At 71.0% G+C, this 21,698-nt stretch carries 19 protein-coding genes; 12 read left to right on the top strand and 7 right to left on the bottom strand.

All coding sequences use genetic code 11. The features are described 5' to 3' along the window. Nucleotides 1–35 precede the first annotated feature (35 nt). Genes ACFVWD_RS05350 through ACFVWD_RS05340 form a run of 3 tightly spaced genes read left to right on the top strand, consistent with a single transcriptional unit; the run spans nucleotide 36 to nucleotide 3,033 of the window. Nucleotides 36–1,424, top strand: coding sequence for a cytochrome ubiquinol oxidase subunit I (locus tag ACFVWD_RS05350; protein WP_389594229.1), 1,389 nt, complete (start codon nucleotides 36–38; stop codon nucleotides 1,422–1,424). Next, nucleotides 1,421–2,470: a cytochrome d ubiquinol oxidase subunit II gene (locus ACFVWD_RS05345; RefSeq protein WP_389594067.1), complete on the top strand. Its 1,050-nt coding sequence runs from the start codon at nucleotides 1,421–1,423 to the stop codon at nucleotides 2,468–2,470. The genes ACFVWD_RS05350 and ACFVWD_RS05345 overlap by 4 nt, the downstream gene beginning before the upstream one ends. After that, nucleotides 2,467–3,033, top strand: a complete 567-nt coding sequence (locus ACFVWD_RS05340) for a gluconokinase (RefSeq protein WP_389594066.1) — start codon at nucleotides 2,467–2,469, stop codon at nucleotides 3,031–3,033. Before ACFVWD_RS05345 ends, ACFVWD_RS05340 begins: the two co-directional genes overlap by 4 nt. Before the next feature lie 62 nt (nucleotides 3,034–3,095). Here the strand turns inward: ACFVWD_RS05340 and ACFVWD_RS05335 are convergent, their stop codons facing one another. Then, nucleotides 3,096–3,509: a DUF6325 family protein gene (locus ACFVWD_RS05335; RefSeq protein ID WP_389594065.1), complete on the bottom strand. Its 414-nt coding sequence runs from the start codon at nucleotides 3,507–3,509 to the stop codon at nucleotides 3,096–3,098. 207 nt (nucleotides 3,510–3,716) lie between these two features. On the opposite strand from ACFVWD_RS05335, the gene ACFVWD_RS05330 reads away from it, so the two are divergent. Then, nucleotides 3,717–5,120 carry a hypothetical protein gene (locus ACFVWD_RS05330; protein WP_389594064.1) on the top strand — a complete coding sequence of 468 codons (1,404 nt, stop codon included), beginning with the start codon at nucleotides 3,717–3,719 and terminating at the stop codon, nucleotides 5,118–5,120. Here the strand turns inward: ACFVWD_RS05330 and ACFVWD_RS05325 are convergent. Further along, nucleotides 5,104–6,066 carry a DUF389 domain-containing protein gene (locus ACFVWD_RS05325; RefSeq protein WP_389594063.1) on the bottom strand — a complete coding sequence of 321 codons (963 nt, stop codon included), beginning with the start codon at nucleotides 6,064–6,066 and terminating at the stop codon, nucleotides 5,104–5,106. The genes ACFVWD_RS05330 and ACFVWD_RS05325 overlap by 17 nt on opposite strands. A 128-nt stretch (nucleotides 6,067–6,194) precedes the next feature. Here ACFVWD_RS05325 and ACFVWD_RS05320 point away from each other — a divergent pair, with 128 nt between their 5' ends. Continuing rightward, nucleotides 6,195–7,127 (top strand): cyclase family protein, encoded by a 933-nt coding sequence (locus ACFVWD_RS05320; protein WP_389594062.1) that lies wholly within the window; start codon nucleotides 6,195–6,197, stop codon nucleotides 7,125–7,127. 94 nt (nucleotides 7,128–7,221) lie between these two features. Here ACFVWD_RS05320 and ACFVWD_RS05315 read toward each other — a convergent pair whose 3' ends face one another. Beyond that, complete coding sequence (locus tag ACFVWD_RS05315) at nucleotides 7,222–7,872, bottom strand: GAP family protein (RefSeq protein WP_389594061.1); 651 nt, start codon at nucleotides 7,870–7,872, stop codon at nucleotides 7,222–7,224. A gap of 238 nt (nucleotides 7,873–8,110) precedes the next feature. Between ACFVWD_RS05315 and ACFVWD_RS05310 the strand changes: the two genes are divergently transcribed. The 4 genes from ACFVWD_RS05310 to ACFVWD_RS05295 all read left to right on the top strand — a co-directional run bounded on the left by ACFVWD_RS05310 (nucleotide 8,111) and on the right by ACFVWD_RS05295 (nucleotide 13,950). Further along, a complete protein-coding gene (locus ACFVWD_RS05310) occupies nucleotides 8,111–9,004 on the top strand; it encodes a YhjD/YihY/BrkB family envelope integrity protein (protein ID WP_389594060.1) in 894 nt (297 codons plus the stop codon). An 83-nt stretch (nucleotides 9,005–9,087) separates the two neighbouring features. Further along, nucleotides 9,088–10,680 carry a GMC oxidoreductase gene (locus ACFVWD_RS05305; protein WP_389594059.1) on the top strand — a complete coding sequence of 531 codons (1,593 nt, stop codon included), beginning with the start codon at nucleotides 9,088–9,090 and terminating at the stop codon, nucleotides 10,678–10,680. Further along, a complete protein-coding gene (locus ACFVWD_RS05300; RefSeq protein WP_389594058.1) occupies nucleotides 10,677–12,095 on the top strand; it encodes a DUF2252 domain-containing protein in 1,419 nt (472 codons plus the stop codon). The genes ACFVWD_RS05305 and ACFVWD_RS05300 overlap by 4 nt, the downstream gene beginning before the upstream one ends. 22 nt (nucleotides 12,096–12,117) lie before the next feature. Beyond that, on the top strand, nucleotides 12,118–13,950 hold the full coding sequence (locus ACFVWD_RS05295) for a glycoside hydrolase family 15 protein (protein ID WP_389594057.1): 1,833 nt from the start codon (nucleotides 12,118–12,120) through the stop codon (nucleotides 13,948–13,950). Here the strand turns inward: ACFVWD_RS05295 and ACFVWD_RS05290 are convergent. The 3 genes from ACFVWD_RS05290 to ACFVWD_RS05280 all read right to left on the bottom strand — a co-directional run bounded on the left by ACFVWD_RS05290 (nucleotide 13,901) and on the right by ACFVWD_RS05280 (nucleotide 17,049). Then, nucleotides 13,901–15,205, bottom strand: coding sequence for a chloride channel protein (locus ACFVWD_RS05290; RefSeq protein WP_389594228.1), 1,305 nt, complete (start codon nucleotides 15,203–15,205; stop codon nucleotides 13,901–13,903). The two genes, ACFVWD_RS05295 and ACFVWD_RS05290, sit on opposite strands and share 50 nt — an antisense overlap. A gap of 251 nt (nucleotides 15,206–15,456) precedes the next feature. Continuing rightward, on the bottom strand, nucleotides 15,457–16,572 hold the full coding sequence (locus ACFVWD_RS05285) for a GNAT family N-acetyltransferase (RefSeq protein WP_389594056.1): 1,116 nt from the start codon (nucleotides 16,570–16,572) through the stop codon (nucleotides 15,457–15,459). A 261-nt stretch (nucleotides 16,573–16,833) separates the two neighbouring features. Next, complete coding sequence (locus ACFVWD_RS05280; protein WP_389594055.1) at nucleotides 16,834–17,049, bottom strand: hypothetical protein; 216 nt, start codon at nucleotides 17,047–17,049, stop codon at nucleotides 16,834–16,836. Nucleotides 17,050–17,071: 22 nt separating this feature from the next. On the opposite strand from ACFVWD_RS05280, the gene ACFVWD_RS05275 reads away from it, so the two are divergent. After that, entirely contained in the window at nucleotides 17,072–18,268 is a 1,197-nt protein-coding gene (locus tag ACFVWD_RS05275) for an MFS transporter (protein WP_389594227.1), read from the top strand. Between the two features lie 370 nt (nucleotides 18,269–18,638). After that, a complete protein-coding gene (locus tag ACFVWD_RS05270; protein ID WP_389594054.1) occupies nucleotides 18,639–19,382 on the top strand; it encodes a maleylpyruvate isomerase family mycothiol-dependent enzyme in 744 nt (247 codons plus the stop codon). Nucleotides 19,383–19,502: 120 nt separating this feature from the next. On the opposite strand, the gene ACFVWD_RS05265 is transcribed toward ACFVWD_RS05270, so the two are convergent. Then, nucleotides 19,503–19,913: a MarR family winged helix-turn-helix transcriptional regulator gene (locus ACFVWD_RS05265; protein ID WP_389594053.1), complete on the bottom strand. Its 411-nt coding sequence runs from the start codon at nucleotides 19,911–19,913 to the stop codon at nucleotides 19,503–19,505. Nucleotides 19,914–19,998: 85 nt separating this feature from the next. On the opposite strand from ACFVWD_RS05265, the gene ACFVWD_RS05260 reads away from it, so the two are divergent. Continuing rightward, nucleotides 19,999–21,507 carry an MFS transporter gene (locus ACFVWD_RS05260; protein ID WP_389594052.1) on the top strand — a complete coding sequence of 503 codons (1,509 nt, stop codon included), beginning with the start codon at nucleotides 19,999–20,001 and terminating at the stop codon, nucleotides 21,505–21,507. Nucleotides 21,508–21,698 lie beyond the last annotated feature (191 nt).

Genomic DNA, 21,698 nt, shown 5'->3' with positions numbered 1-21,698 from the left:
ACGGCCCACCGCAACTCCTCCCCGCCCGGGAGCTGATGGCCTTCACCCTGGCCTCCCACATCCTGCTCGTACCCTTCGGTGTGGCCCTGCCCGCCATCACGCTCCTCATGCACTACCGCGGGCTGCGCAAGGGCGACGCCGTAGCCCTGCTGCTCGCACGGCGCTGGTCGGCGGTCATGGCCCTGCAGTTCGCGATCGGCATCGTGACGGGCACCGTGCTGTCCTTCGAGTTCGGTCTGCTGTGGCCGGGGATGATGGGCCGGTGGGGCGATGTCTTCGGCCTCGGCTTCGGGATCGAGGCCTGGGCGTTCTTCCTCGAGGCGATCCTCATCGCCATCTACCTGTACGGCTGGCGCCGACTCAAGCCGTGGACGCACTTCTGGCTCGGCCTGCCCCTGCCGCTGGCCGCCCTGATGGGGGCGTTCGGCATCGTGGCCGCGAACGCCTGGATGAACACCCCGCGCGGCTTCACTCTCGACGCGTCCGGCAAGCCGGTGAACGTCAATGTGCGGCAGGCGGTCTTCACACCGATGTTCGGCCCCGAGTACTGGCACTTCGTGGTCGGCGTGGTCCTGACCGCCGGATACGTCGTCGCCGGGGTGTACGCGGTCGGTCTGCTGCGCGGCCGCCGGGACCGCTACCACCGGCTCGGCTTCACGGTGCCGTTCACCGTCGCCGCGATCCTCACCCCCGTCCAGTTCGTGCTCGGGGACTCCATCGCCCGCTCCGTCTTCCACAAGCAGCCCGTGAAGTTCGCGGCCACCGAGCTCGTGTGGAAGACCGACACCCACGTACCGGAGTACCTCTTCGGACGTCTGCATGCCGACGGATCGATCTCCGGCGGGATCAAGATCCCCCAACTGGACTCGATCCTTGCCGGATTCAGACCGGCCACCGAGGTGACCGGACTGACATCGGTCCCGGCGAGCGACCGCCCGACGGTGATTCAGGCCACGATCGCCCACTGGGCGTTCGACATCATGGTGACCGTCGGAAGCCTGCTCGTGCTGCTCGCGCTCTGGTACGGCTGGTGCTGGCTGCGGCGTCGTGAACTGCCCCGGTCGCCCTGGTTCTTCCGGTGTGCCGCCCTCGCCGGCGCCGCCTGTCTGCTGACCGTGGAGTGCGGCTGGATCACGACCGAGGTGGGCCGACAGCCCTGGATCGTCTACCAGAACATGCGGGTCTCGGAGGCGGTCACGGGCACCCGCGCCGCCTCCCTGTGGACGATGTTCGGCATCGTCGTGGTGGTCTACGTGCTCGTCCTCGGTTCCTTCCTGACCCTCCTTGTGAAGATGAGCCACCGCTGGCGCCTGGCCGACGAGGGCGCGCCCACGGATGCCGCCGCCGAGGACCTGGAGGGCGACACTCCTTACGGGCCCCGCCCGTTGTCGACCACCGCGAGCGGGGACAGGGGAGACGAATGATCGAGGACGTCGTCGCCTGGGTGCTGCTGGCCGCGGTGGCCGCCTACGCGTGTGCCGGTGGCACGGACTACGGCGCCGGATTCTGGGACCTCGTCGCGGGCGGCGCCGAACGCGGCAGGCGCCCCAGGTGGCTCATCGACCACGCCATGGAACCGGTGTGGGAGACCAACAACGTCTGGCTGATCTTCGTCCTGGTCATCATGTGGACCGGGTTCCCGGTCCTGTTCCAGACGATCTTCTCCGCCATGTGGCTCCCGCTGGCACTCGCGGCCGTGGGACTCGTCCTGCGCGGTGCCGGCTTCGCCCTGCGCAAGCCCACGCTGCGCCTCGCCCGGCGCAGGGTCTACGGCGCCGCCTTCGCCGTCTCCTCGCTGCTGACCCCCTTCTTCCTCGGCGCGGCGGTCGGGGGGATCGCCACGGGCCGGGTGGCTCCCGGCACGCAGGCGTCCGCCGACGCCTGGTCCAACGGGACCTCCGTGATCGCCGGGCTGCTCACCGTCGCCGCGACCGCCTTCCTCGGGGCGGTGTTCCTGACCGCCGACGCCCGCCGCTTCGACGCCCCCGACCTCATCGGCTACTTCCGACTGCGGGCCTGGTGCAGTCTCGTCGTCCTCGCCGTGCTGGGGATCGTCGGCCTCGCCGTGACCCACGACGACGCGCCGTACGTCCACGACGGGCTGACCGGCGGAACCGGTCTCGTCCTCGTGCTCATCGCCGTCGTCTGCGCGTTGACCACCGCCTGGCTGCTGTACCACGTCGCGACGGGATGGGCGAGGGTCACCGCGATCGGCAGCGTGGCCCTCGTCGTCGTGGCCTGGGGACTGGCCCAGCGGCCCTATCTCATCCCCACCTCACTGACCGTGTCCCAGGCGGCCGGCGCGTCGACGACGCTGCGCTGGCTGATGCTGGTCACGGTCATCGCGGTGGTGCTCGTCGGGCCGCCGCTCGTCCTGCTCTACCGGCTGGACACCCGCGGGGCCCTCCAGCCCCTCACCGAGGGGGACCTGCGGCAGACGGCACCGGGCCGGGAACCCGAGAACCCGTGACCGGGGGCGGCGCCGGACGCGGCGAAGCGGACGGGAAAAGGCCGCCGATCATAGTGGTCCTGGGCGTGACGGGATCCGGGAAGACCACCTTCGGCCAGGCGATCGCCGTGGAGCTCGGCCTGGCGTTCGTCGAGGGCGACGACTTCCACCCCGCGGCGAACATCGCGAAGATGACCGCGGGCCACGCCCTGGACGACGCCGACCGCGCGCCCTGGCTGCGTGCCCTCTCCGACCGCATCCGTCGCTCCGCCGAGGCCCGCGAGGGACTGGTCGTCGCCTGTTCGGCCCTCAAGCGCGCCTATCGTGACGAGTTCCGGGAAGCCGGGGGGCCGGCGTTGCGGTACCTGTACCTCGCCCTGGACCGGGCGACGGCCCGGGTCCGCGTGTCCCGGCGCACCGGCCACTTCATGCCCGCCCGGCTGGTCGACTCGCAGTTCGAGACGCTGGAGCCGCTGGAGCCGGACGAGCCGGGCCTGACCCTGGATGCCACGGCCGCCCTTCCGGCGAACCTCGCCCGGGTGCGGGCCGCCGTCGAACACTGCGCCGAGCGCCCGGGCCCCTGACGGATCAGGCGCCCACAGGTACGGCGGCGATGCCTCCCGAACGCGCGGGCGGCGGCCGTGTGCTACTCCGTCGCGTCCAGCGCCGCCAGCACGGCCGGCACCGGGATGCGCCCGGAGGCCACCATCTGCGCACCACCGCGGCGCAGGGCGGTGGCGAAGGGGGCGGCCCACAAGTTCTCGTAGACCAGGATTCCGGCGGAGTTGCCGGGCTCCAAGGCACTGGCCGCCTCCTCTATGTCGTCCTCGCCCAGCAGGCCGGAGGAGGCGCCCTCGAAGACGGCGAGGTCGAGGGCTCCGTCGCCGGTGAGGTCGGCGATTTCCAGGCCGACCACGGATCCGTCCTCGTCCTTTCTGACAAACATCAGATCGAGGATCCGGATGAGGCCGCGGTCCACCAGGTCGACCAGCAGGGGAAGGCCTTCGCCGGTCATGCGGTTGCCGGGAAACTCGACGACGATGTAATCGATAGGGCCCATTTCAGCGAATTCATCACTCACGGCGGAATCGCTCACGGCTTCACCCCTGGGTGGTCTTGGAATTCCCCCTGCCCCCGAATGCCTGCGCATCCACGGGCCCCGGATCCCATTGCAGCATCGGACGGAAGGCACCGCACCTCGGTGCGGCGTTCACCCGCCGGGCCGGTCCGGGTCGCGGGATCGGATCCGTACCCCTCTGCTGTAATCATGACGAGCAGCCCGCCTCCACCGAACCCGGACGAGAAGCCCCCAGAACCGTCCGGCGAGCAGCGGCTCTCGGCGCGGGAGCGCAACGAGCTGGACGAGCTGCGGCACCGGGTGAGCGCTCTGGAGAGCGGTGGACCGGCGGGGGCCGCGCGGCACCACTGGCTCCGCTCGACGGGTTCGGTCCTGCTGATTCTCCTCGCCTCGCTGCTGTCGCTGCTGGCCGTCGTCGCGGTCTGGGCGAACAGCATCGTCCGGGACACGGACCGCTATGTCGCCACCGTGGGACCGCTGGCGAGCGATCCTGATGTGCAGAAGGCGGTCACCAACCGGGTCACCACCGCGGTCCTGGCGCAGATCGACGTGGACGCGCTGGTCAAGGATCTGGAGCAGGCGGCGGCGGAGAAGGGTGCCCCACCGAGGGTCGCCACGCTCCTCGGCGACCTGGGCGGCCCGATCACCAGCGGTCTGAAGAGTCTGGTCGGCGACACCGTGCAGCGGGTGGTCTCCAGCAAGGCCTTCGAGACCGTCTGGGTGGACGCGAACCGCCGGGCCCACAGCGCGCTGGACAAAGCCCTCACGGGCAACGCCACCGGCGCGGTGTCCGCCAAGAACGGTCAGGTCACCATCGACGTGGCGCCGATCGTGGCCCAGGTCAAGGACCGACTGGTCAGCGCCGGCTTCAAGCCGGCCGCTCGGATTCCGGCCATCCACACGGACTTCGTGGTGTTCGCGTCGAAGGACGTCGGCAAGATCAAGACGTATCTGAGGGTGCTGGACATCATCGGCGGCTGGCTCCCCGTCTTCGCCGTGCTGATCGCCGCCGTGGGCGTGTATCTGGCCGGCAACCGTCGCCGGGCCCTGATCGGGGCCGCGCTCGGGGTGTTCGCCGCCATGGTCGTGCTCGGCATCGTCCTCGCCCTCGCGCGGGCGATCTACCTCGACCATCTGCCCGTCGGGGCGTCCGAGGACGCCGCCGCCACGGTGTTCGACTCGCTGGTCAGGTTCCTGCGCGCCGGTGTACGCGCGGTCGGCGCGCTCGCGCTCGTGACGGCCGCCGGCGCCTTCCTCGTCGGGCCGTCCCGGATCGCCGTCCTCATCCGTACGGGCTGTCGCAGGGGCATCGGCGCCCTGCGTGACGTCGCCGTGTCGGCGGGGCTCCCGCTGGGTCCGGTCGGCCGGTTCGTGCACCGCTTCAAGCGGTGGATCGGCGTCGCGATCCTGGCGGTCGCCGCGATCGTGCTGTTCACCTGGAGCTACCCGACCACGTGGGTCGTGGTGTGGACCGTGGTGATCGTGCTGGTCGCCTTCGCGATCCGCGAGTTCCTGGACACCGGGGCTCCCTCGACCACGGCCGCTTCGACGCCGTCCGCTCCGGCGCCGTCCGCTCCTACGCCGTCCGCCTGACCTCGCGCCGGTGCCGGCGTTCGCCCACCCGCCGCCAGATCGCCCGCTGGCACTTGAGCGTGCCGGTCCCGACCACGATCAGTACGACGATGTTGAGCAGGAGTTGGAGCAGCGACCCCCAGGCCTCGTCCCGGCTGCCGAACGCGCACGAGACCCCGATGTCGGCCCCGGCCGGAATGGTGGTCACCGAGATGAAGACGCCGAGGAGTGCGCTGGTCCGGGCCTCGGCCAGCGAGACGATGCCAACGACGCCGGCCAGCACCGCCACCACGGCCGAGAAGAAGTTGGGGGTGTTGATCAGATTCGAGACGGGCCTGACACCCAGTTCGAAGGCCCTCGGCTGGAGCCCGAAGCCGCGGACGAGCAGCGAGAAGAGGAAGGTCGCGGCAACGGCCAGCACGAAGCCCACCAGCAGGGCCGACAGACCCTGCCGGATTCTCGGCCGGGAGCCGCGGTCGATCGCGAGGGCGACGCTGGTGATGGCCCCGTACTCGGGTCCGACCACCATGGCCGCGACGATGAGGATCTGGGAGTTGGTGATGATGCCCACCGCGCCGATGAGCCCGGCGATGACCAGGAAGAGGTAGAAGCTCGGGGGGTATCTGCCCTCGGCCCGGATCCGCGCCTCCACCTGCGCCCACACCGGTGCGCTCGGCAGGGCCCCGAGTTGCTCGGCCCCGGTCCTCGCGGCGTGTTCCGAGAACACCGTGTCCACCGGATCGAGGACGATGGAGCCATGGCGCTCCAGGCCCAGGTCCCGCAGGCCGCGCAACACCTCGTTCGCGGCCCCGGTCAGGACGTCGCACTCGATGGCGTCACCGTCGGGGTTGCGTACGCTGCCCGTCTGGAGGACCAGGTTCAAGGCGCACGGCTCCTCGCCCAGCAGGGACATGGTGCGTTGCGTGAGATCCGGCGGGCACACCGCGCGGACATGAATCATGTCCATCCCGACCTCCGCGTTCCGGTGCGGTGCGCCGCTTGTGACGTGGACAGGTCGCTCCTTCATTAACGCGGCGGTGCCTGCCCCCGGCAACTCGGCGTGCCGGAATCCGGCTTCTGTCGGAGGCTGGTGACATGCCGATGCCCGACGAGCTGAGCGAGGCCGAGTTCCGGTCGCTCTACCGCCAACTGCGCGGCATGGCCTCCGGCGGCAGCACGCGCCGGGGTGCCCTGGACACGATCACCGCGGAACAGGTGCTGGCGGCCGTCCGCGAGGTGCGCTCGGGACACACGGTGTCGCTCGCCGCCCCCGTGGAGACCCGTGTCGAACCCGACGACGCCGATCCGGCCGAGCACCGGCTCACCGCTCCGGCCGGCGGCGAACCGGTCCCGGAGGGCCTGGACTTCGCGCGGGACCGCTTCGCCATGAACGTGCACGGCGATGTGGACAGTCACCTCGACGCGCTGTGCCATGTCATCTACGACGGCACGCTGTACGGCGGAATACCGGCTGCGGACGCGCTGTCGCCGGAGGGCGCGAGCGTCCTGTCCGTCGAGCTGGCCCGTGACGGCATCGTCGGACGCGGGGTCCTCCTCGACATACCCCGGGTGCACGGCGTCTCCTGGCTCGAACCCGGATCGAATGTGACCGCCGAGGACCTGACCGCCGCCGAGACCCGGCAGGGGCTGCGGGTCGGGCGCGGCGACATCCTGCTCGTACGGGTCGGACACCGCCGGCGCCGCGAGGAGCTGGGCCCCTGGGACGTGGCCACCGCCCGTGCCGGACTCCATCCGACGGCGATGGAGTTCGTGGCCGACCGGGAGGTGGCGGTACTCGGCAGTGACGGCAACAACGACACGGCCCCGAGCGTGGTGCGAGGGGTCGCGTTCCCGGTGCATGTGCTCGCCGTCCACGCCATGGGGCTGCATCTGCTCGACTATCTGCGGTTCGAGGACCTCGCGCCGATCTGCGCGCGGGAAGGCCGCTGGTCGTTCCTGTGCGTGATCGCCCCGCTCCGACTGCCCGCGGCCACCGGCTCGCCCGTCAATCCCCTGGCGATCCTGTGACAGCGGTCGTCCCCCTGGCGATCCTGTGACGGCGGTCGTCCCCCCGGCGGTCCCGTGATGGCGGTCGTCCCACCGGCGGTCCCGTGATGGCCGGTCAGGCTGAGGCGGTCAGCTGGTAGATGCTCTTGCCCACCAGCCACAGCCCCAGCAGCAGGCACACCGTCACGATCGCCTGGTCCTGATGGCCCTCCAGCCACGTCCGCAGCCGCCCGAGCCGTACGCGGGACGAGTCGGGGGCGAAAGTCGCGTAGATCTCCATGGCCAGCAGGCTGGAGCTGGCCAGCAGGCAGTAGCCCATCAGCGCCGCGTACGAGGCGGCGTGGGAGAGGTCCGCGTCCACCACGGTGGCGGCACCGGCGGCCACCAGCCCCCAGGGCTGGAGGAACAGCGCCAGCCCGGCCGCCGTCCACGGGGACATCCGGTCGAGCCGGGACATCATCCCGGGGGACTTGTGCCGCCTGCCCCTCCTGCGGCGGATGCGCTCCCCGTACCAGACGAGACCGACGCCGATGGCCAGTTTGGCGGCCAGGGCGGCCGTGGAGGGCGCCGACTTGGGCGGCGGCGGTTTCCCGCCGGTCATGAGCAGCACCACGGCGATGATCGCGACGAAACTGGCCAGCCAGGTGAGGACGAAGGCCAGCCCGTTCCAGATCCCGCCCCGCGCGGACAGCACCAGCACGAACGCGGTGGCCGAGAACGGGTTCACGGCGATCGCCAGACCGATGAGAACCAGGTCAAGGACCATCGCTGCCCCCGCACGGCCGCGTGAGGCTCGGGGCGGCGCCGGATGCGCGCATGGCCCCATCGTCACCGCTGCCGCCTGCACCCACAATTCAGCGCCGCCGTCCGGAACTCCTCGGGCGGCCTCTCCCCCGTACGGCGCAACGGCGCTCGCGCCGCAGGCGGGCGGCCGCCGGGGACGGCACCCTGGTGGCGTGGTCACGCCTCGGGGCGTGGAGCCCAGTCCCGACCCGGGGAGCGGAATGCGCGCAGGCAGAGGATCCGGCTCGCCCAACGACGGCAGGACGGGCCGCCTGCGCGGGCGGGCGGCGGAGCTGGGGGCGCGGCTACAGCGGCTGCGCGGCACCACCGAGGAGCGCTTCCCGGTGGTCACCCGCCTCACCTCGCACCTGATCGCGGTGAACCTGCTCGACTCCGCGACCCGGCTGGCGGCCCAGGTCTTCCTGACCGCCGTTCCGCTGCTCTTCGTGGTCGCCTCCTTCGCCCCGCAGGCAGTGCGCAGCGAGTTCGTCTCCTCCCTGCACGACGTCTTCGGTATCAACGGCTCCTCCGAACAGGAGCTGAAGAAGCTCTTCCAGGCCAATCCCGCGGACCTTCAGCAGAGCGTCGGGGTGGTCGGCTCACTGATGGTGCTGCTCTCCGCCACCGCGTGCAGCCGGGCGATGCAGCGCCTGTGCCAACGCGCCTGGCGGCTGCCGAGCGCGAGCCCGCGGATCGCCGCCTGGAGATGGCTCGTGTGGATCGCGGTCTGGCTGTTCATCCTCGCCCTGCAGGGACCGCTGCGCACCGGATTCGGCGCGGGAGCGTGGCTGGGCCTGCCGCTCCTGCTGGTCGCCCAGGTGGGCGTCTGGTGGTGGACCCAGCACCTGCTGCTCGCCGCGCGCGTCCCCTGGCTGCCCCTGCTGCCCGGTTCGCTCCTGACCGGGGTGGCCCTGACCGCGCTGACGGTGGTCGCCAAGCTGTACGTGCCCAGCGCGCTCAACCGCAGCCTGGACCGCTACGGGTCGCTGGGTGCGGTCTTCACGGTGTTGTCATGGTTGATCGGGCTCTGTGTCGTCATCGCCGCCGGGATCACCGCCGGCGCGGTCATCGCCCGGGAACCCGCGGTGTCCCGGCGCCTCGGCTCACCCGAATAGTCCAACTCGCCGGAAATATCCCCCAAGGATACCTTGGGACCTGGGGCAGATGCCCACGGCGGGCAGTGGGGACGGTGGCCTGCATGACCGACGCACAGCACTACGAGGTCATCGTTGTCGGCACCGGTGCGGGCGGCGGCACGATCGCCCACCGCCTGGCGGCCACGGGGAAACGGATCCTCCTTCTCGAACGCGGGGACTATCTTCCTCGTGAACGCGACAACTGGGATTCCACCGCCGTCTTCGTCAAAGGGAAATACCGCGCGCCGGAATTCTGGTTCGACAAACACGGAAACCAGTTCCCGCCCGAGGTCAATTACTACGTGGGCGGCAACACCAAGTTCTACGGCGCCGCGCTCTTCCGTCTGCGCCCCGAGGACTTCGGCGAGCTCCGCCACCACGACGGCATCTCCCCCGCCTGGCCACTGAGCTACGAGGAACTGGAGCCGTACTACACCCAGGCCGAACATCTCTACCTCGTGCACGGCCGGCACGGCGAGGATCCGACCGAGGGTCCCACCAGCGCCCAGTACGCGTATCCGCCGGTGCAGCACGAGCCGCGCATCCAGCAGCTCAGCCACGATCTGGAGAAGCAGGGGCTGCACCCCTTCCACCTCCCGATCGGGGTGAACCTCACCCAGGACGACCGGGGCCGGGCCACACACACCAGCGCCTGCATCCGCTGTGACCGTGTCGACGGTTTCCCCTGCCTGGTCGGCGCGAAGTCCGACGCACAGGTCATCTGTGTCGACCCCGCCCTGGAGCACGACAACGTCGAGCTGATCACCCACGCGGACGTGCGGCGCCTGGAAACGGACACGACCGGCCGCAGCGTCACCTCGGTCGTCGCGACGGTCGGGGACGGAGGCGGCGAAGGCTCGACCGTGGAGTTCAGCGCGGACATCGTGGTCGTCGCCTGCGGCGCCGTCAACTCCGCCGTCCTGCTGCTGCGTTCGGCGAACGACCGGCATCCTCGGGGGCTGGCCAACAGCTCGGACGTCGTGGGCCGGCACTACATGCGGCACAACAACCTCGCCCTGATGGCCGTGTCCAAGGAACCGAACGACACCAGGTTCCAGAAGACCCTGGCCCTGCACGACTGGTACCTGGGATCCGACGACTGGGAGTATCCCCTCGGCGGCATCCAGATGCTCGGCAAGTCCGACTCCGAACAGATCCACGGCGAGGCGCCCCGCTGGGCCGGGGCCGTCTCTCCCGACATGCCCTTCGAGGTACTGGCCCACCACGCGGTCGACTTCTGGCTGTGCGGAGAGGACCTGCCCACCCCCGACAACCGCGTCACGCTGGACCGGGACGGCGGCATCCACCTGGCCCTGGACGAGAAGAACAACATCGCCGGACTGAACCACCTGCGGCACAAACTGCAGGGCATGCTCAGCCACTTGGGCATGCACGAACACCATCTCCTGTCGCGGAGCATCTACCTGCACAAGGGCATGCCCATCGGCGCCACGGCGCATCAGGCGGGCACCGTCCGCTTCGGCCGCGACCCCGCCGACTCCGCCCTCGACGTCGACTGCAAGGCCCACGACCTCGACAACCTGTACGTCGTCGACACGAGCTTCTTCCCGAGCATCGGAGCGGTCAATCCGTCGCTGACGGCCATCGCCAACGCCCTGCGTGTCGGTGATCGCATCGCGGACCGACTGCGATGACCTCGCACCACCCGGCCGACGGCGTCGTCCCGCACCGCACGCCCCGCGAGCGGGCCGAGACCGGCAGGGCCGCCCGGGCCGCCGTACCCCGTTCCAGCCACGCCGAGTTCGCACCCGCTCAGAAGCGGCCCGACCCCGTGGACGTCATCGAGGCGCAGTCCGCGACCCGGTTGCCCGAGCTCGTACCGATCCGCTACGGGAGGATGACCGAGTCACCGTTCCGCTTCTATCGGGGGGCCGCAGCCATCATGGCCGGGGATCTCGCCGACACTCCCCGCAGCGGGATCACCACGCAGGTGTGCGGCGACGCGCACCTGCTGAACTTCCGGCTGCTGGCCTCGCCCGAACGCCGCATGATGTTCGACATCAATGACTTCGACGAGACACTGCCCGGCCCGTGGGAGTGGGACGTCAAGCGGCTGTGCACGAGTCTCGTCATCGTCGGCCGGGCGAACGGCTTCAGCGCCAAGGAGCGGGCCGGCGTCGTGCGGTCGACGGTGCGGTCGTACCGCGAATGGCAGCGGCGCTTCGCCGAGCTGGGCAATCTCCCCGTCTGGTACGCCCGGTTCGACGAGGACTGGGTGCGGTCCCATGTCTTCCCGGAGGTGAACGCGCGGGCCCGCGAGCGCTGGTCGCGGTCGGTGTCGAAGGCACGCACCCGCGACAGCCTCCAGGCCTTCGACAAGCTCACCCACGTCGTCGACGGGAGGGTCCGCATCGCTGCGGATCCCCCGCTGGTCACACCGCTCCAGGACCTGCTTCCGGACGTCGAACGCAATGCGTTGGAGGAGCGGATCCGCCGGATGATCGAACGGTACGGCCAGAGCCTCCAGTCGGACCGGCGGTTGCTGCTGGAGCAGTACCGGCTGGTCGACATGGCCCGCAAGGTGGTCGGGGTCGGCAGCGTGGGCACCCGCTGCTGGATCGTTCTGCTGCTCGGCCGCGACGACCAGGATCCGCTGCTCCTGCAGGCCAAGGAGGCCGACGAGTCGGTACTCGCGCCGTTCGCCGGGACGAGGAGCTGCCCGACGCAGGGCGAGCGCGTGGTCTACGGTCAGCGGCTCATGCAGGCCACCAACGACATCTTCCTCGGCTGGGCTCGGGCTGACGGCATCGACGGCGGCCGACGGGACTTCTATGTAAGGCAGTTGCGTGACTGGAAGGGCATCGCCGAGCCCGAGTCGATGGTGCCGGACGGGATGCGGGCCTTCGGTGAACTGTGCGGTGCCACGCTGGCCCGCGCGCACGCGAGGTCGGGGGACCGGATCGCCATCGCCGCCTACCTGGGCGGCGGTGAGGTCTTCGACCGGGCGCTGGTGACGTTCGCCGAGCGCTATGCCGACCAGAACGAGCAGGACCACCGGGCACTCGTCGACGCCGTCCGTTCCGGGCGGGTCAAGGCTGAAACCGCCTGACACGCCTGACAAGGAGAGCAGCATGGATCGCTATCCGCCCATCGCCGACCACGGGCTCGTCGGGGACCTTCAGACCACGGCTCTGGTCTCGTCCCAGGGAGTGATCGACTGGTTCGCGGCACCGCGCTTCGACTCACCGAGCATCTTCGCCGCGCTGCTCGACCACGACGGCGGCGGCTACTTCCTCCTCGCGCCCGAACACCCCGAAGGCACCTGGAGACAGCTCTACTACCCGGACACCGCCATCGTGGTGACCCGCTTCATGTCGCCCGACGGAGTCGGCGAGATCGTCGACCACATGCCGGTCCAGCCGGGCCCGACGGCGACCGACCGGCACAGCCTGGTGCGGGTCGTCCGCTCGGTGCGCGGCACCGTGCGCTTCACACTCGAATGCCGGCCGCGGTTCGACTACGCGCGGGCCGCCCACGAACTCGACCTGACGCACGACAAACCGATGCAGGAGACGGCGACGTTCCGGGCTCCCGGGACGACCGCCTACCTCCAGGGCAGCATCCCGCTCGAACGGGACGGGCAGGACGTCCGAGGCGCCATCACCCTCAACGCCGGGGAGACGGCGGCCGTGGTGTTCACCGTCTGCGCGCCGGACGGGGAGGCGCCACCGCCCCCCACCGTCGAAGGGATCACCGAAGATCTCTGGGAGAACGTTGACTTCTGGCAGAAGTGGGTGCGCACCTCGCGCTACCACGGCCGCTGGACGGACATGGTGCACCGCTCCGCGATCACCCTCAAGCTCCTCACCTACGCCCCCACGGGCGCCCCTGTCGCCGCCGCCACCATGGGACTGCCCGAGCAGGTCGGCGGCGAGCGCAACTGGGACTACCGGTACACCTGGGTGCGGGACGGCTCCCTCTCGGTGCGGGCCCTGCTCGACCTCGGCTTCGTGGAGGAGGCCACCCGCTTCACCCGCTGGCTGGGCGACCGTCTGGCCGCCCGCGAGGGCCCCGACGACGAACCCCTCCAGATCATGTACCGGGTCGACGGCGACCCGCATCTGACGGAGGAGATCCTGGAGCACTTCGAGGGCTACCGCGGCTCCTACCCGGTCCGGGCCGGCAACGCCGCCTCCGACCAACTGCAGCTCGACATCTACGGCGAGGCCCTCTACGCCCTGGCCGAGGGCCGCGAGGTCGGCGAACAGACGGGCTACCACGGCTGGAAGGGGCTCGCCGCCACCCTCGACTGGCTCGCCGACTCCTGGGACCGGCCCGACGAGGGCATCTGGGAGACCCGGGGCGGGCGCAAGGACTTCACCTACAGCCGGGTGATGTGCTGGGCCGCGTTCGACCGCGGCCTGAAGCTGGCACACGAGTTCAGCAGGCCGGCCGACACCGTGCGCTGGACCCGGGCCCGGGACGCGATCCTCGAACAGGTCATGGAGCGCGGCTGGAACGACAAGGAGCAGGCCCTCGTCCAGTACTACGGCGGCGACGTCCTGGACGCCTCCCTGCTGCTCGTCCCCCGGGTCGGATTCCTGGCCCCCCGGAGCCCCGGCTGGCTCAACACCCTCGACGCCATGGACCGCGTACTCGTCTCCGACAGCCTGGTCTACCGCTACGACCCCGGGGCCTCGCCCGACGGACTGCGCGGCTCCGAAGGGACGTTCAGTCTGTGCACCTTCCTGTACGTCGACGCCCTCGCCCGCGCGGGACGCCTCCCCCAGGCCCGCTATGCCTTCGAGAAGATGCAGACGTACGCGAACCACGTCGGGCTGTTCGCCGAGGAGATCGGCCCCAGCGGGGAGCAACTCGGCAACTTCCCGCAGGCCTTCACCCATCTCTCGCTGATCATGGCCGCGACGACGCTGGACGAGGCGCTCGACGCGCTCCATCGCTGAACGCCGGGACTCCCGGCCCCTGCGGCAGCAGTTCGGTGGTCACGAAGGACACCACCGCGGCGAGCACGATCACCGGCACCGTTCCCGAGTTGCCCACCATCAGCACGACGAGCACCACACAGCTGACCGGCAGCCGGAGCGCGGCGGCGGACGAGGCCGCCATGCCCGCCGCCACGCCCGGCACGACGCCGAGCCCAGGCAGCGGCGCGAGCAGGGCGCCCATCGCGCCGCCCAGGAACAGCGCGGGAAAGACCGGGCCGCCGCGCAGGCTTCCCAGGCAGAGCGCGTACGCGACGCCCTTGAACACCAGGACCGCCACCAGGCTGCCGACCGACCAGGCGTGCGGGTCGGTGGCGAGCTGCCCCAGGATGGACTGGCCCGACAGGGCGACGTCGGACGGCGAACGGCCGGTCAGGACCGCGTAGAGCGCCGCGCAGACGGCCGCGCCGAGTGCGCAGAGCACCGTGTTGCGCAACGGGCGCGCGACCACGAGGCGCGCCGCGATCCGTCCGCCCGCGATGATCCAGTGGATGGCCGCCCCGATGACGACCGCCATGAGCACCGACCACACCACGTCCCCGGCGTCGAGGACGGAGGGCGCGGGCAGCCCGATCTCCAGGCTCCCGGTCTTCAGTCCGGTCCAGTCTCCGAAGCCGGTGAACACGATGGCGCCGATTCCGCCGGCCAGCAGGACGGGGAGCATCACCGCGAACAACTGCGGCCCGCCCACTCCGGACACCTCCATCAGGAGCACGGCCGCCACCACCGGACTTCCGAAGATCACGGAGATGGCCGACGCGGCGCCCGCGGCACCGAACAACGCCGTGTTCGCCTCGGTCGCGGGAACGCGTACGAGATCCCGGAACATCAGCGCCAGACCGCCGCCCAGGGCGATCAGGGGCGCCTCTGGCCCGAGCACGGCTCCCAGCGGCAAGCCGGCCAGGGCGGCGAGGACCACGCCGGGAACGGCGGCCTTCGACGCACCTCCGGCCTGCAGGCCCCCCGCCGGGATGTGCCCGCCCCTGCCGGGGAACCGCAGGACGACCAGGGCGACGACCGCACCCGACACCAGAGCCAGGGGCAACGGCCACCACCACGACGGATTCGACCACCCGAGACGGTGCGGCCAGTCCACCCAGATCAGGTGTTCCAGCTCGTGCAGCAGGACGAGGAACCAGAACGCGACCAGCGACACCGGGATCCCGATCAGGCAGCAGAACAGCAACGTCCGCCGGTACGCGGGCTGCCGCAGCATGTCCCTCAACTGGTCGGCCTCCCGGGGCCGGTCTCCCGGGGCAGGCTCCGCCTGTGCGGGCTTCGGCTCGGTGATGGGTCTTCTCCTGGGTCCGCTCGGAGCGGTGGCGCCGGTCGGAGCGCGAGACTACCCACCACGCCGTCCACGCCACTCCGAGCCACGCGACACCACCCGGAAACCCTCCGGGTGGACGCGCCCACCGATGCCACCGATGCCGCACGGCCACCCGGACCGTCGGTGGAGAAGGCGGCTCAGCGAGCGCGGGGGCCCGCCGCACCGGAGTCCGGCCGGCCCGAGGTGCGCAGCGTGCCGACCGTCTTCAGCAGCCGGTCGGCCGGATCGCGCAGCCTGGGATGGGCCAGGACCGTGTTGCGCAGGCCCCGCACCGGCCTGCGCCAGAGCCGGTGCGCCGTGGCCATCGGGTGGGGGCGGGTGGCGAACCCTTCGCCCACGCGCAGCTCCCGGGTCTTGAGCCAGTCCTTCCACTCCTTGTCGCCACGGCCCAGGTCCATGAGCCGCACGCCCTCCCGCCCGGCGGCCTCGGCCATTCGGAGGTGCATGATCAACCCTGGCGAGTAGTAGCGGAGTTCGGGATCGTACGCGGTGAACCAGGCCGCGAACAGCGTGCGTGAGGTCGGTCCGAAGTGTGCGGCCACCGGCCGGTCGCCGGCGTACACCACGGACAGCACTCCGTTGAAGTGCTCCTCGCGGACCCGGAAGAGATGGTCCACCAGGTCCACGATCCAGGGCCGCGCGAACCGGTCCATCCGTCCCGTCCTGCGGTACTGGGCGGACTTCCAGCGCATGAGGGTGCGCAGCACCCGCGGGTCGCGCTCGTCGTAGACGAACCGCATCTCGCCCAGGTCGCGTCCCAGGCGGCGTTCCTTCTTCAGCGTCGTCTTGGCCAGTCCCGGGTAGGCGCCGCGCAGCCACTCGGCGTAGGTGCCCTCGCCGACCTTCAGGTCTATCGCCGGTGAGGCGAACGTCCCGGTGACATGTCTGCCGAAGGGTTTCTGCTCCTCGACGAGGTGGTCGAACTCGAAGACGGACAGCCCGCAGGCCCGCAGCAGTTCCTGCGTGTCCCAAGTGACCCCGGGGCGGTGCACCAGGGCCTGGCAGTCGGAGAGACCGAGACCGATGGCCCGGCCGACGCCCAGGGAGTTTCGCTCGTACGGGAAGAAGCCGACGGGCTCCCCTCTCTCGTGGAGGACGGCCACGTGCGCCCCGCCTCGGTACCTTTCGATCCCCGCCGCGAACTCCGGGGCCAGGAACGGGTTGGCGTAGTCGGGCGACTCGTCCATCACCCGGTGCCAGGCCAGGAGGAGCGAACTGCTCAGCTCCTCCGGTCTGTGGATCGTGATCTCCACCTCAGATCAACCGCCCTTCCGCGGGCTCCGCGAGGGACGTACCGTTCGCAGCGCGGACCCCTAAGGCGTGAGGATCGTTGTTCATCGATCGCACGGCCGACCGCCCCCCATTCCCCCATGACGCGTCTCGAACTGTTCCGCGAGGCTCAAACGTCGCGAATCAGTACGCAAGCTGTCAAGGGTGTCTGTCGTAACGGAAGAGTGGGAATTGGCTTGCCCGGTCCCCACCAGGCCGTCCGGTGCCCGGGGCCCCATCCCGGATCAGAGGCCGATCCACTCGTCGTTCACCCGGCGTATGAGGCGCCGCAGGGGGCGGAAGCCGTCGTGGGAGAGGCCCGGTGGCATACCGCCCGCCCGGCCGAGCGACACCACGCGCCGCACCCCGGCGCAGGCCTCGTCGCCCCAGCGGAACACCGTGATCCCGCCGCGATCACCGGCGCGGCGCGGCAGGCACCTTGCCCCACCCCCGCCCGCCACCTACGCTGACTTTGTGCCGCTAATGAACAAAGCCCGGTCGCACAGTGCCGTGCGGGGCCCCGACGATCTCACTCGCCTGCGTATCGCCATCACCGCCTTCTTCGCCCTCGACGGCTTCGTCTTCGCGGGCTGGGTCGTCCGCATCCCGGCCATCAAGGAGCAGACCGGCGCCTCGGCGAGCACCCTGGGGCTCGCGTTGCTCGGCGTCTCCGCCGGAGCGGTGATCACGATGACGCTCACCGGCCGGCTGTGCCGTCGCTTCGGCAGCCATCCGGTGACCGTTGTCTGCGGCATCCTGCTGGCGCTGAGCGTGGCCCTGCCCCCGCTGACGCACTCGGTGGTCGCGCTGGGGCTGGTACTGCTGGTGTTCGGAGCGGCGTACGGCGGTATCAACGTCGCCATGAACAGTGCCGCCGTCGATCTGGTGGCCGCGCTGCGGCGGCCGGTCATGCCGAGTTTCCACGCGGCGTTCAGCCTGGGCGGCATGATCGGCGCGGGGCTCGGCGCACTGGTGGCGGGTTCCCTGTCCCCCACCCGGCACCTGCTCGCGCTCACCGTGATCGGCCTGCTGGTGACCGCCCTCGCCGGACGCACCCTGCTGAGCCACGAGCCTCCGGCGCCCCCGGAGCGCGGACAGTCGCACCAGGAGCGCTCCCCCCGTCGCCTCGACGCGCGCACCCGCCGGATGGTGTTCGTCTTCGGTCTGATCGCCCTGTGCACCGCGTACGGCGAGGGTGCCCTGGCCGACTGGGGAGCCCTCCACCTGGAACAGGATCTGCGGGCCCACCCGGGCGTCGCGGCCGCCGGCTACTCCTGCTTCGCGCTCGCCATGACCATCGGCCGGGCCGGCGGTACGACGCTGCTGGAACGGCTGGGCCGCACACGGACGCTGGTGGGCGGCGGCGCCACTGCCGCCACCGGCATGCTGCTCGGCGCGCTCGCCCCCTCCATGTGGGCGGCCCTCCTCGGCTTCGCGATCACAGGGCTCGGACTCGCCAACATCTTTCCCGTCGCCGTCGAACGCGCGGGCTCCCTCGCCGGCCCCGGCGGTGTCGCCATCGCCTCGACGCTCGGTTACGGCGGCATGCTCCTGGGACCGCCCGCGATCGGGTTCATGGCCGACTGGTTCTCGCTGCCCATCGCCCTCACCAGCGTGACGGTACTGGCGGCGCTGGCCGCGCTCATCGGGTTCGGGACGCGCCGGGCGGCCGTGAGCTGACGACTCGTCGCCCCTGGGCCCTGACGGATGTCCCCGCGGACCGGGCGGGCGTGCCCCACCTCACAGCGGGCGACGGGATCGGGCGGGAACAACCCAGGGGGATCGGCCGTTGACCAGTACGTGGCTGCGGAGGGGACAGTGTCCCCGGGTCTCACCTACAGCCCATGGGGACGATCGTCCGGCTGAAGCCCCATGGAGCGTTCCGCCGCGAGGCGACCGCCCTCCGTCGGCCACCACACGCGGCCCCGGCTGGTCTCCCCCGTCCAGCCGGGGCCTCTCATTTCCCGCCGCCGGCGGGACGACGGGCCACGATGTGACGCGATACGCGTCCGCGGCCCCCGGAGCCCACTCCGTCCGGCACACTCGCCGCATGGAGATTCCGGAGTTCGTGGAGACCCTGGACCAGGAGGGCCGGTCGCTCGCCGCGGCGGCCGAGCAGGCGGGGCCCGACGCCAAGGTGGCGACCTGCCCGGGGTGGCAGGTGCGGGATCTGGTGCGGCACACGGGCATGGTGCACCGGTGGGCGACGGCGTTCGTCGCCGAGGGGTACGCCGCGTATCACCCGGCCGGCGGTCTGCCCGAACTGGACGCCGCCGAACTGCTGGCCTGGTTCAGGGACGGCCACCGCCGCCTGGTCGACACGCTCGCGGCCGCTCCGCCCGACCTGGCCTGCTGGAGCTTTCTGCCCGCGCCCTCGCCGCTCGCCTTCTGGGCACGGCGGCAGGCGCACGAGACGACCGTGCACCGGGTCGACGCGCAATCGGCGCTCGGCGAGACGCCGGGCACGGTGACGCGGGGCTTCGCGGTGGACGGGATCGACGAGTTGCTGCGCGGCTTCCACGGACGCCCCAGGAGCGAGGTGCGCACCCCGACACCCCGCGTGCTGCGGGTGCGCGCCACCGACGTGGACGCGGTGTGGACCGTACGGCTGTCACCCGAGCCGCCGGTGAGCGAGTGGGGCGCGGGGGCCGGCGGGGACGTCGACTGCGAGATGGCGGGGCCCGCGGCAGGGCTCTATCTGGCGCTGTGGAACCGGCTGCCGTTCCCGGACATGACCGGTGACGCCTCGCTCGCCGCGCTGTGGCGGGAGAAGTCCGGCATCACCTGGGGCTGAGGCATCCGGGACCGACCGGGTCGGGCCGCGTTCGGTGGCGTTCCGCGGCCTGCGTTCCGCGGTCTGCGGTCTGCGGCCTGCGTTCCGCGGCCTGCGGCCTGCGGTCTGCGGTCTGCGATGTCAGTCGCCGGTGGCCGTCCCGCCCGCCAGCATCCGCGTCAGCACCGCCCGCTGCACCGGCAGCACCTCGGCATGGAGCGTTCGCCCCTTCGGAGTGAGGCACACACGCACCCCCCGCCGGTCCTCCGGGCACATGCCGCGCGTCACGAGACCTTCCTTCTCCAGGCGGGCGATCAGCCGGGACAGTGCGCTCTGGCTCAGATGGACGCGGTCGGAGATCTCCTGGACGCGGTAGGAGCAGTCACCGTCGGACGCGGTGCCCCCGGCCAGCACGTCCAGCACCTCGAAGTCGCTTGCCCCCAGGCCGTGTCGGTGCAGCTCGCGGTCGAGCTCGCACAGGGTGCGCGCATGCACCGCGAGGATGTCACGCCACTGGTCCACGAGCACCTGCTCGGCCTTCTTCGCCGCCATGGTCGCACCGTAGCAAAGAATCGAGTTTGTTGCATCGGAATTAAATGCATTTGCATTCGATGCATGTGCATGTACCGTCTCCCGCATGACCTCTCCGCTCACCACCCCCACCACCGAGGGACGCTGGACCCCGCGGCTGTGGGGCACCCTGCTGGTGCTCTGCGCCGCGATGTTCCTGGACGCGCTCGACGTGTCGATGGTCGGCGTCGCCCTGCCGTCCATCGGCTCCGAACTGGACCTCTCCACCTCGACGCTGCAATGGATCGTCAGCGGCTACATCCTGGGCTACGGAGGACTGCTTCTCCTCGGCGGCCGCACCGCCGACCTGCTGGGCCGCCGCCAGGTCTTCCTGGTGGCCCTGGGCGTCTTCGCGCTCGCCTCACTGCTCGGCGGGCTCGTCGACTCGGGCCCGCTGCTGATCGCCAGCCGCTTCATCAAGGGCCTGAGCGCGGCGTTCACCGCCCCGGCGGGCCTGTCGATCATCACCACGACCTTCGCCGAGGGCCCCCTGCGCAACCGCGCCCTGTCGATCTACACCACCTGCGCGGCCACCGGCTTCTCGATGGGCCTCGTGCTGTCCGGACTGCTCACCGAGGCAAGTTGGCGCCTGACCATGCTGCTGCCGGCGCCCATCGCGCTGCTCGCCCTGCTCGTCGGCCTGAAGCTCCTGCCGCGCAGCGAACGCGAGAAGGACCACAACGGCTACGACATCCCCGGCGCCGTCCTCGGCACGGCGTCGATGCTGCTGCTGGTGTTCACCGTCGTCCAGGCCCCCGAGGTCGGCTGGGCCTCGACCCGTACCCTCCTGTCCTTCCTCGCCGTGGCCGTCCTGCTCACCGTCTTCGTCCGCGTCGAGCGGCGCTCGGCGGGGCCGCTGATCCGGCTCGGCGTGCTCCGCTCCGGCAGTCAGATCCGCGCCCAGCTCGGCGCGATGGCGTTCTTCGGCTCGTACGTCGGATTCCAGTTCCTGGTGACGCTGTACATGCAGTCGCTGCTCGGCTGGTCGGCCCTCCACACCGCGCTCGCCTTCCTGCCCGCCGGGGCGCTGGTCGCGCTCTCCTCCACGAAGGTCGGCGCCGTCGTCGACCGCTTCGGAACCCCGCGGCTCATCGCGGTCGGCTTCGTGCTGATGGTCGTCGGCTACGCGCTGTTCCTGCGCATCAGCCTCGACCCGGTGTACGCGGCCGTGATCCTGCCGACCATGCTGCTGATCGGCGCGGCCTGCGCGCTGATCTTCCCCTCGCTCAACATCCAGGCCACCAACGGTGTCGACGACCACGAGCAGGGCATGGTCTCGGGTCTGCTCAACACCTCCGTCCAGGTGGGCGGCGCCCTGTTCCTGGCCGTGGTGACAGCCGTCGTGACCGCGAACTCCTCGGCGGGTTCCTCGCCGCAGGCCGTCCTCGACAGCTACCGGCCCGGTCTGATCGTGGTGACGGGGATCGCCGTGGCGGGGCTGCTGATCACGCTGCCGGGGCTGCGGACCCGGCGCCCGCGGCAGACCGTCGTGGTCGCGCAGTCCGCGGGGAAGGACTCCATGCGGGAGGACTCCGTACGGGACGACGCCGAGGAGCGGGTGGCGATCGGCGACTGATCCGGTTCGCCGGTGACCTCAACTCACCGCGTCGACACGCTACTTCGACCCGACACCTCGACCCGGGGCGGGCGCGGCGGCCCCGCCCCGCCCCCCCGGGCCGCCACCCGGGCCCCCAAGCCCCACGGGGGGGGCCCGCACGGGGCCCGGGGGACCCAGGAGGGGGGGGAGATGGGGTGGGCGCACAACGC

The sequence above is a fragment of the Streptomyces sp. NPDC058086 genome (genome assembly GCF_042885015.1).
Lineage (GTDB): Bacteria > Actinomycetota > Actinomycetes > Streptomycetales > Streptomycetaceae > Streptomyces.
This window is presented reverse-complemented; position numbering and strand designations above follow the sequence as displayed.

Bases quoted from the DNA above. Each gene is read 5' to 3' on its own strand.
- ACFVWD_RS05350 (WP_389594229.1), top strand. From the start codon at position 36: ATGGCCTTCACCCTGGCCTCCCACATCCTGCTCGTACCCTTCGGTGTG.
- ACFVWD_RS05345 (WP_389594067.1), top strand. From the start codon at position 1,421: ATGATCGAGGACGTCGTCGCCTGGGTGCTGCTGGCCGCGGTGGCCGCC.
- ACFVWD_RS05335 (WP_389594065.1), bottom strand. From the start codon at position 3,509: ATGGGCCCTATCGATTACATCGTCGTCGAGTTTCCCGGCAACCGCATG.
- ACFVWD_RS05330 (WP_389594064.1), top strand. From the start codon at position 3,717: ATGACGAGCAGCCCGCCTCCACCGAACCCGGACGAGAAGCCCCCAGAA.
- ACFVWD_RS05325 (WP_389594063.1), bottom strand. From the start codon at position 6,066: ATGGACATGATTCATGTCCGCGCGGTGTGCCCGCCGGATCTCACGCAA.
- ACFVWD_RS05320 (WP_389594062.1), top strand. From the start codon at position 6,195: ATGCCGATGCCCGACGAGCTGAGCGAGGCCGAGTTCCGGTCGCTCTAC.
- ACFVWD_RS05315 (WP_389594061.1), bottom strand. From the start codon at position 7,872: ATGGTCCTTGACCTGGTTCTCATCGGTCTGGCGATCGCCGTGAACCCG.
- ACFVWD_RS05310 (WP_389594060.1), top strand. From the start codon at position 8,111: ATGCGCGCAGGCAGAGGATCCGGCTCGCCCAACGACGGCAGGACGGGC.
- ACFVWD_RS05305 (WP_389594059.1), top strand. From the start codon at position 9,088: ATGACCGACGCACAGCACTACGAGGTCATCGTTGTCGGCACCGGTGCG.
- ACFVWD_RS05300 (WP_389594058.1), top strand. From the start codon at position 10,677: ATGACCTCGCACCACCCGGCCGACGGCGTCGTCCCGCACCGCACGCCC.
- ACFVWD_RS05295 (WP_389594057.1), top strand. From the start codon at position 12,118: ATGGATCGCTATCCGCCCATCGCCGACCACGGGCTCGTCGGGGACCTT.
- ACFVWD_RS05290 (WP_389594228.1), bottom strand. From the start codon at position 15,205: ATGCTGCGGCAGCCCGCGTACCGGCGGACGTTGCTGTTCTGCTGCCTG.
- ACFVWD_RS05275 (WP_389594227.1), top strand. From the start codon at position 17,072: ATGAACAAAGCCCGGTCGCACAGTGCCGTGCGGGGCCCCGACGATCTC.
- ACFVWD_RS05270 (WP_389594054.1), top strand. From the start codon at position 18,639: ATGGAGATTCCGGAGTTCGTGGAGACCCTGGACCAGGAGGGCCGGTCG.
- ACFVWD_RS05265 (WP_389594053.1), bottom strand. From the start codon at position 19,913: ATGGCGGCGAAGAAGGCCGAGCAGGTGCTCGTGGACCAGTGGCGTGAC.
- ACFVWD_RS05260 (WP_389594052.1), top strand. From the start codon at position 19,999: ATGACCTCTCCGCTCACCACCCCCACCACCGAGGGACGCTGGACCCCG.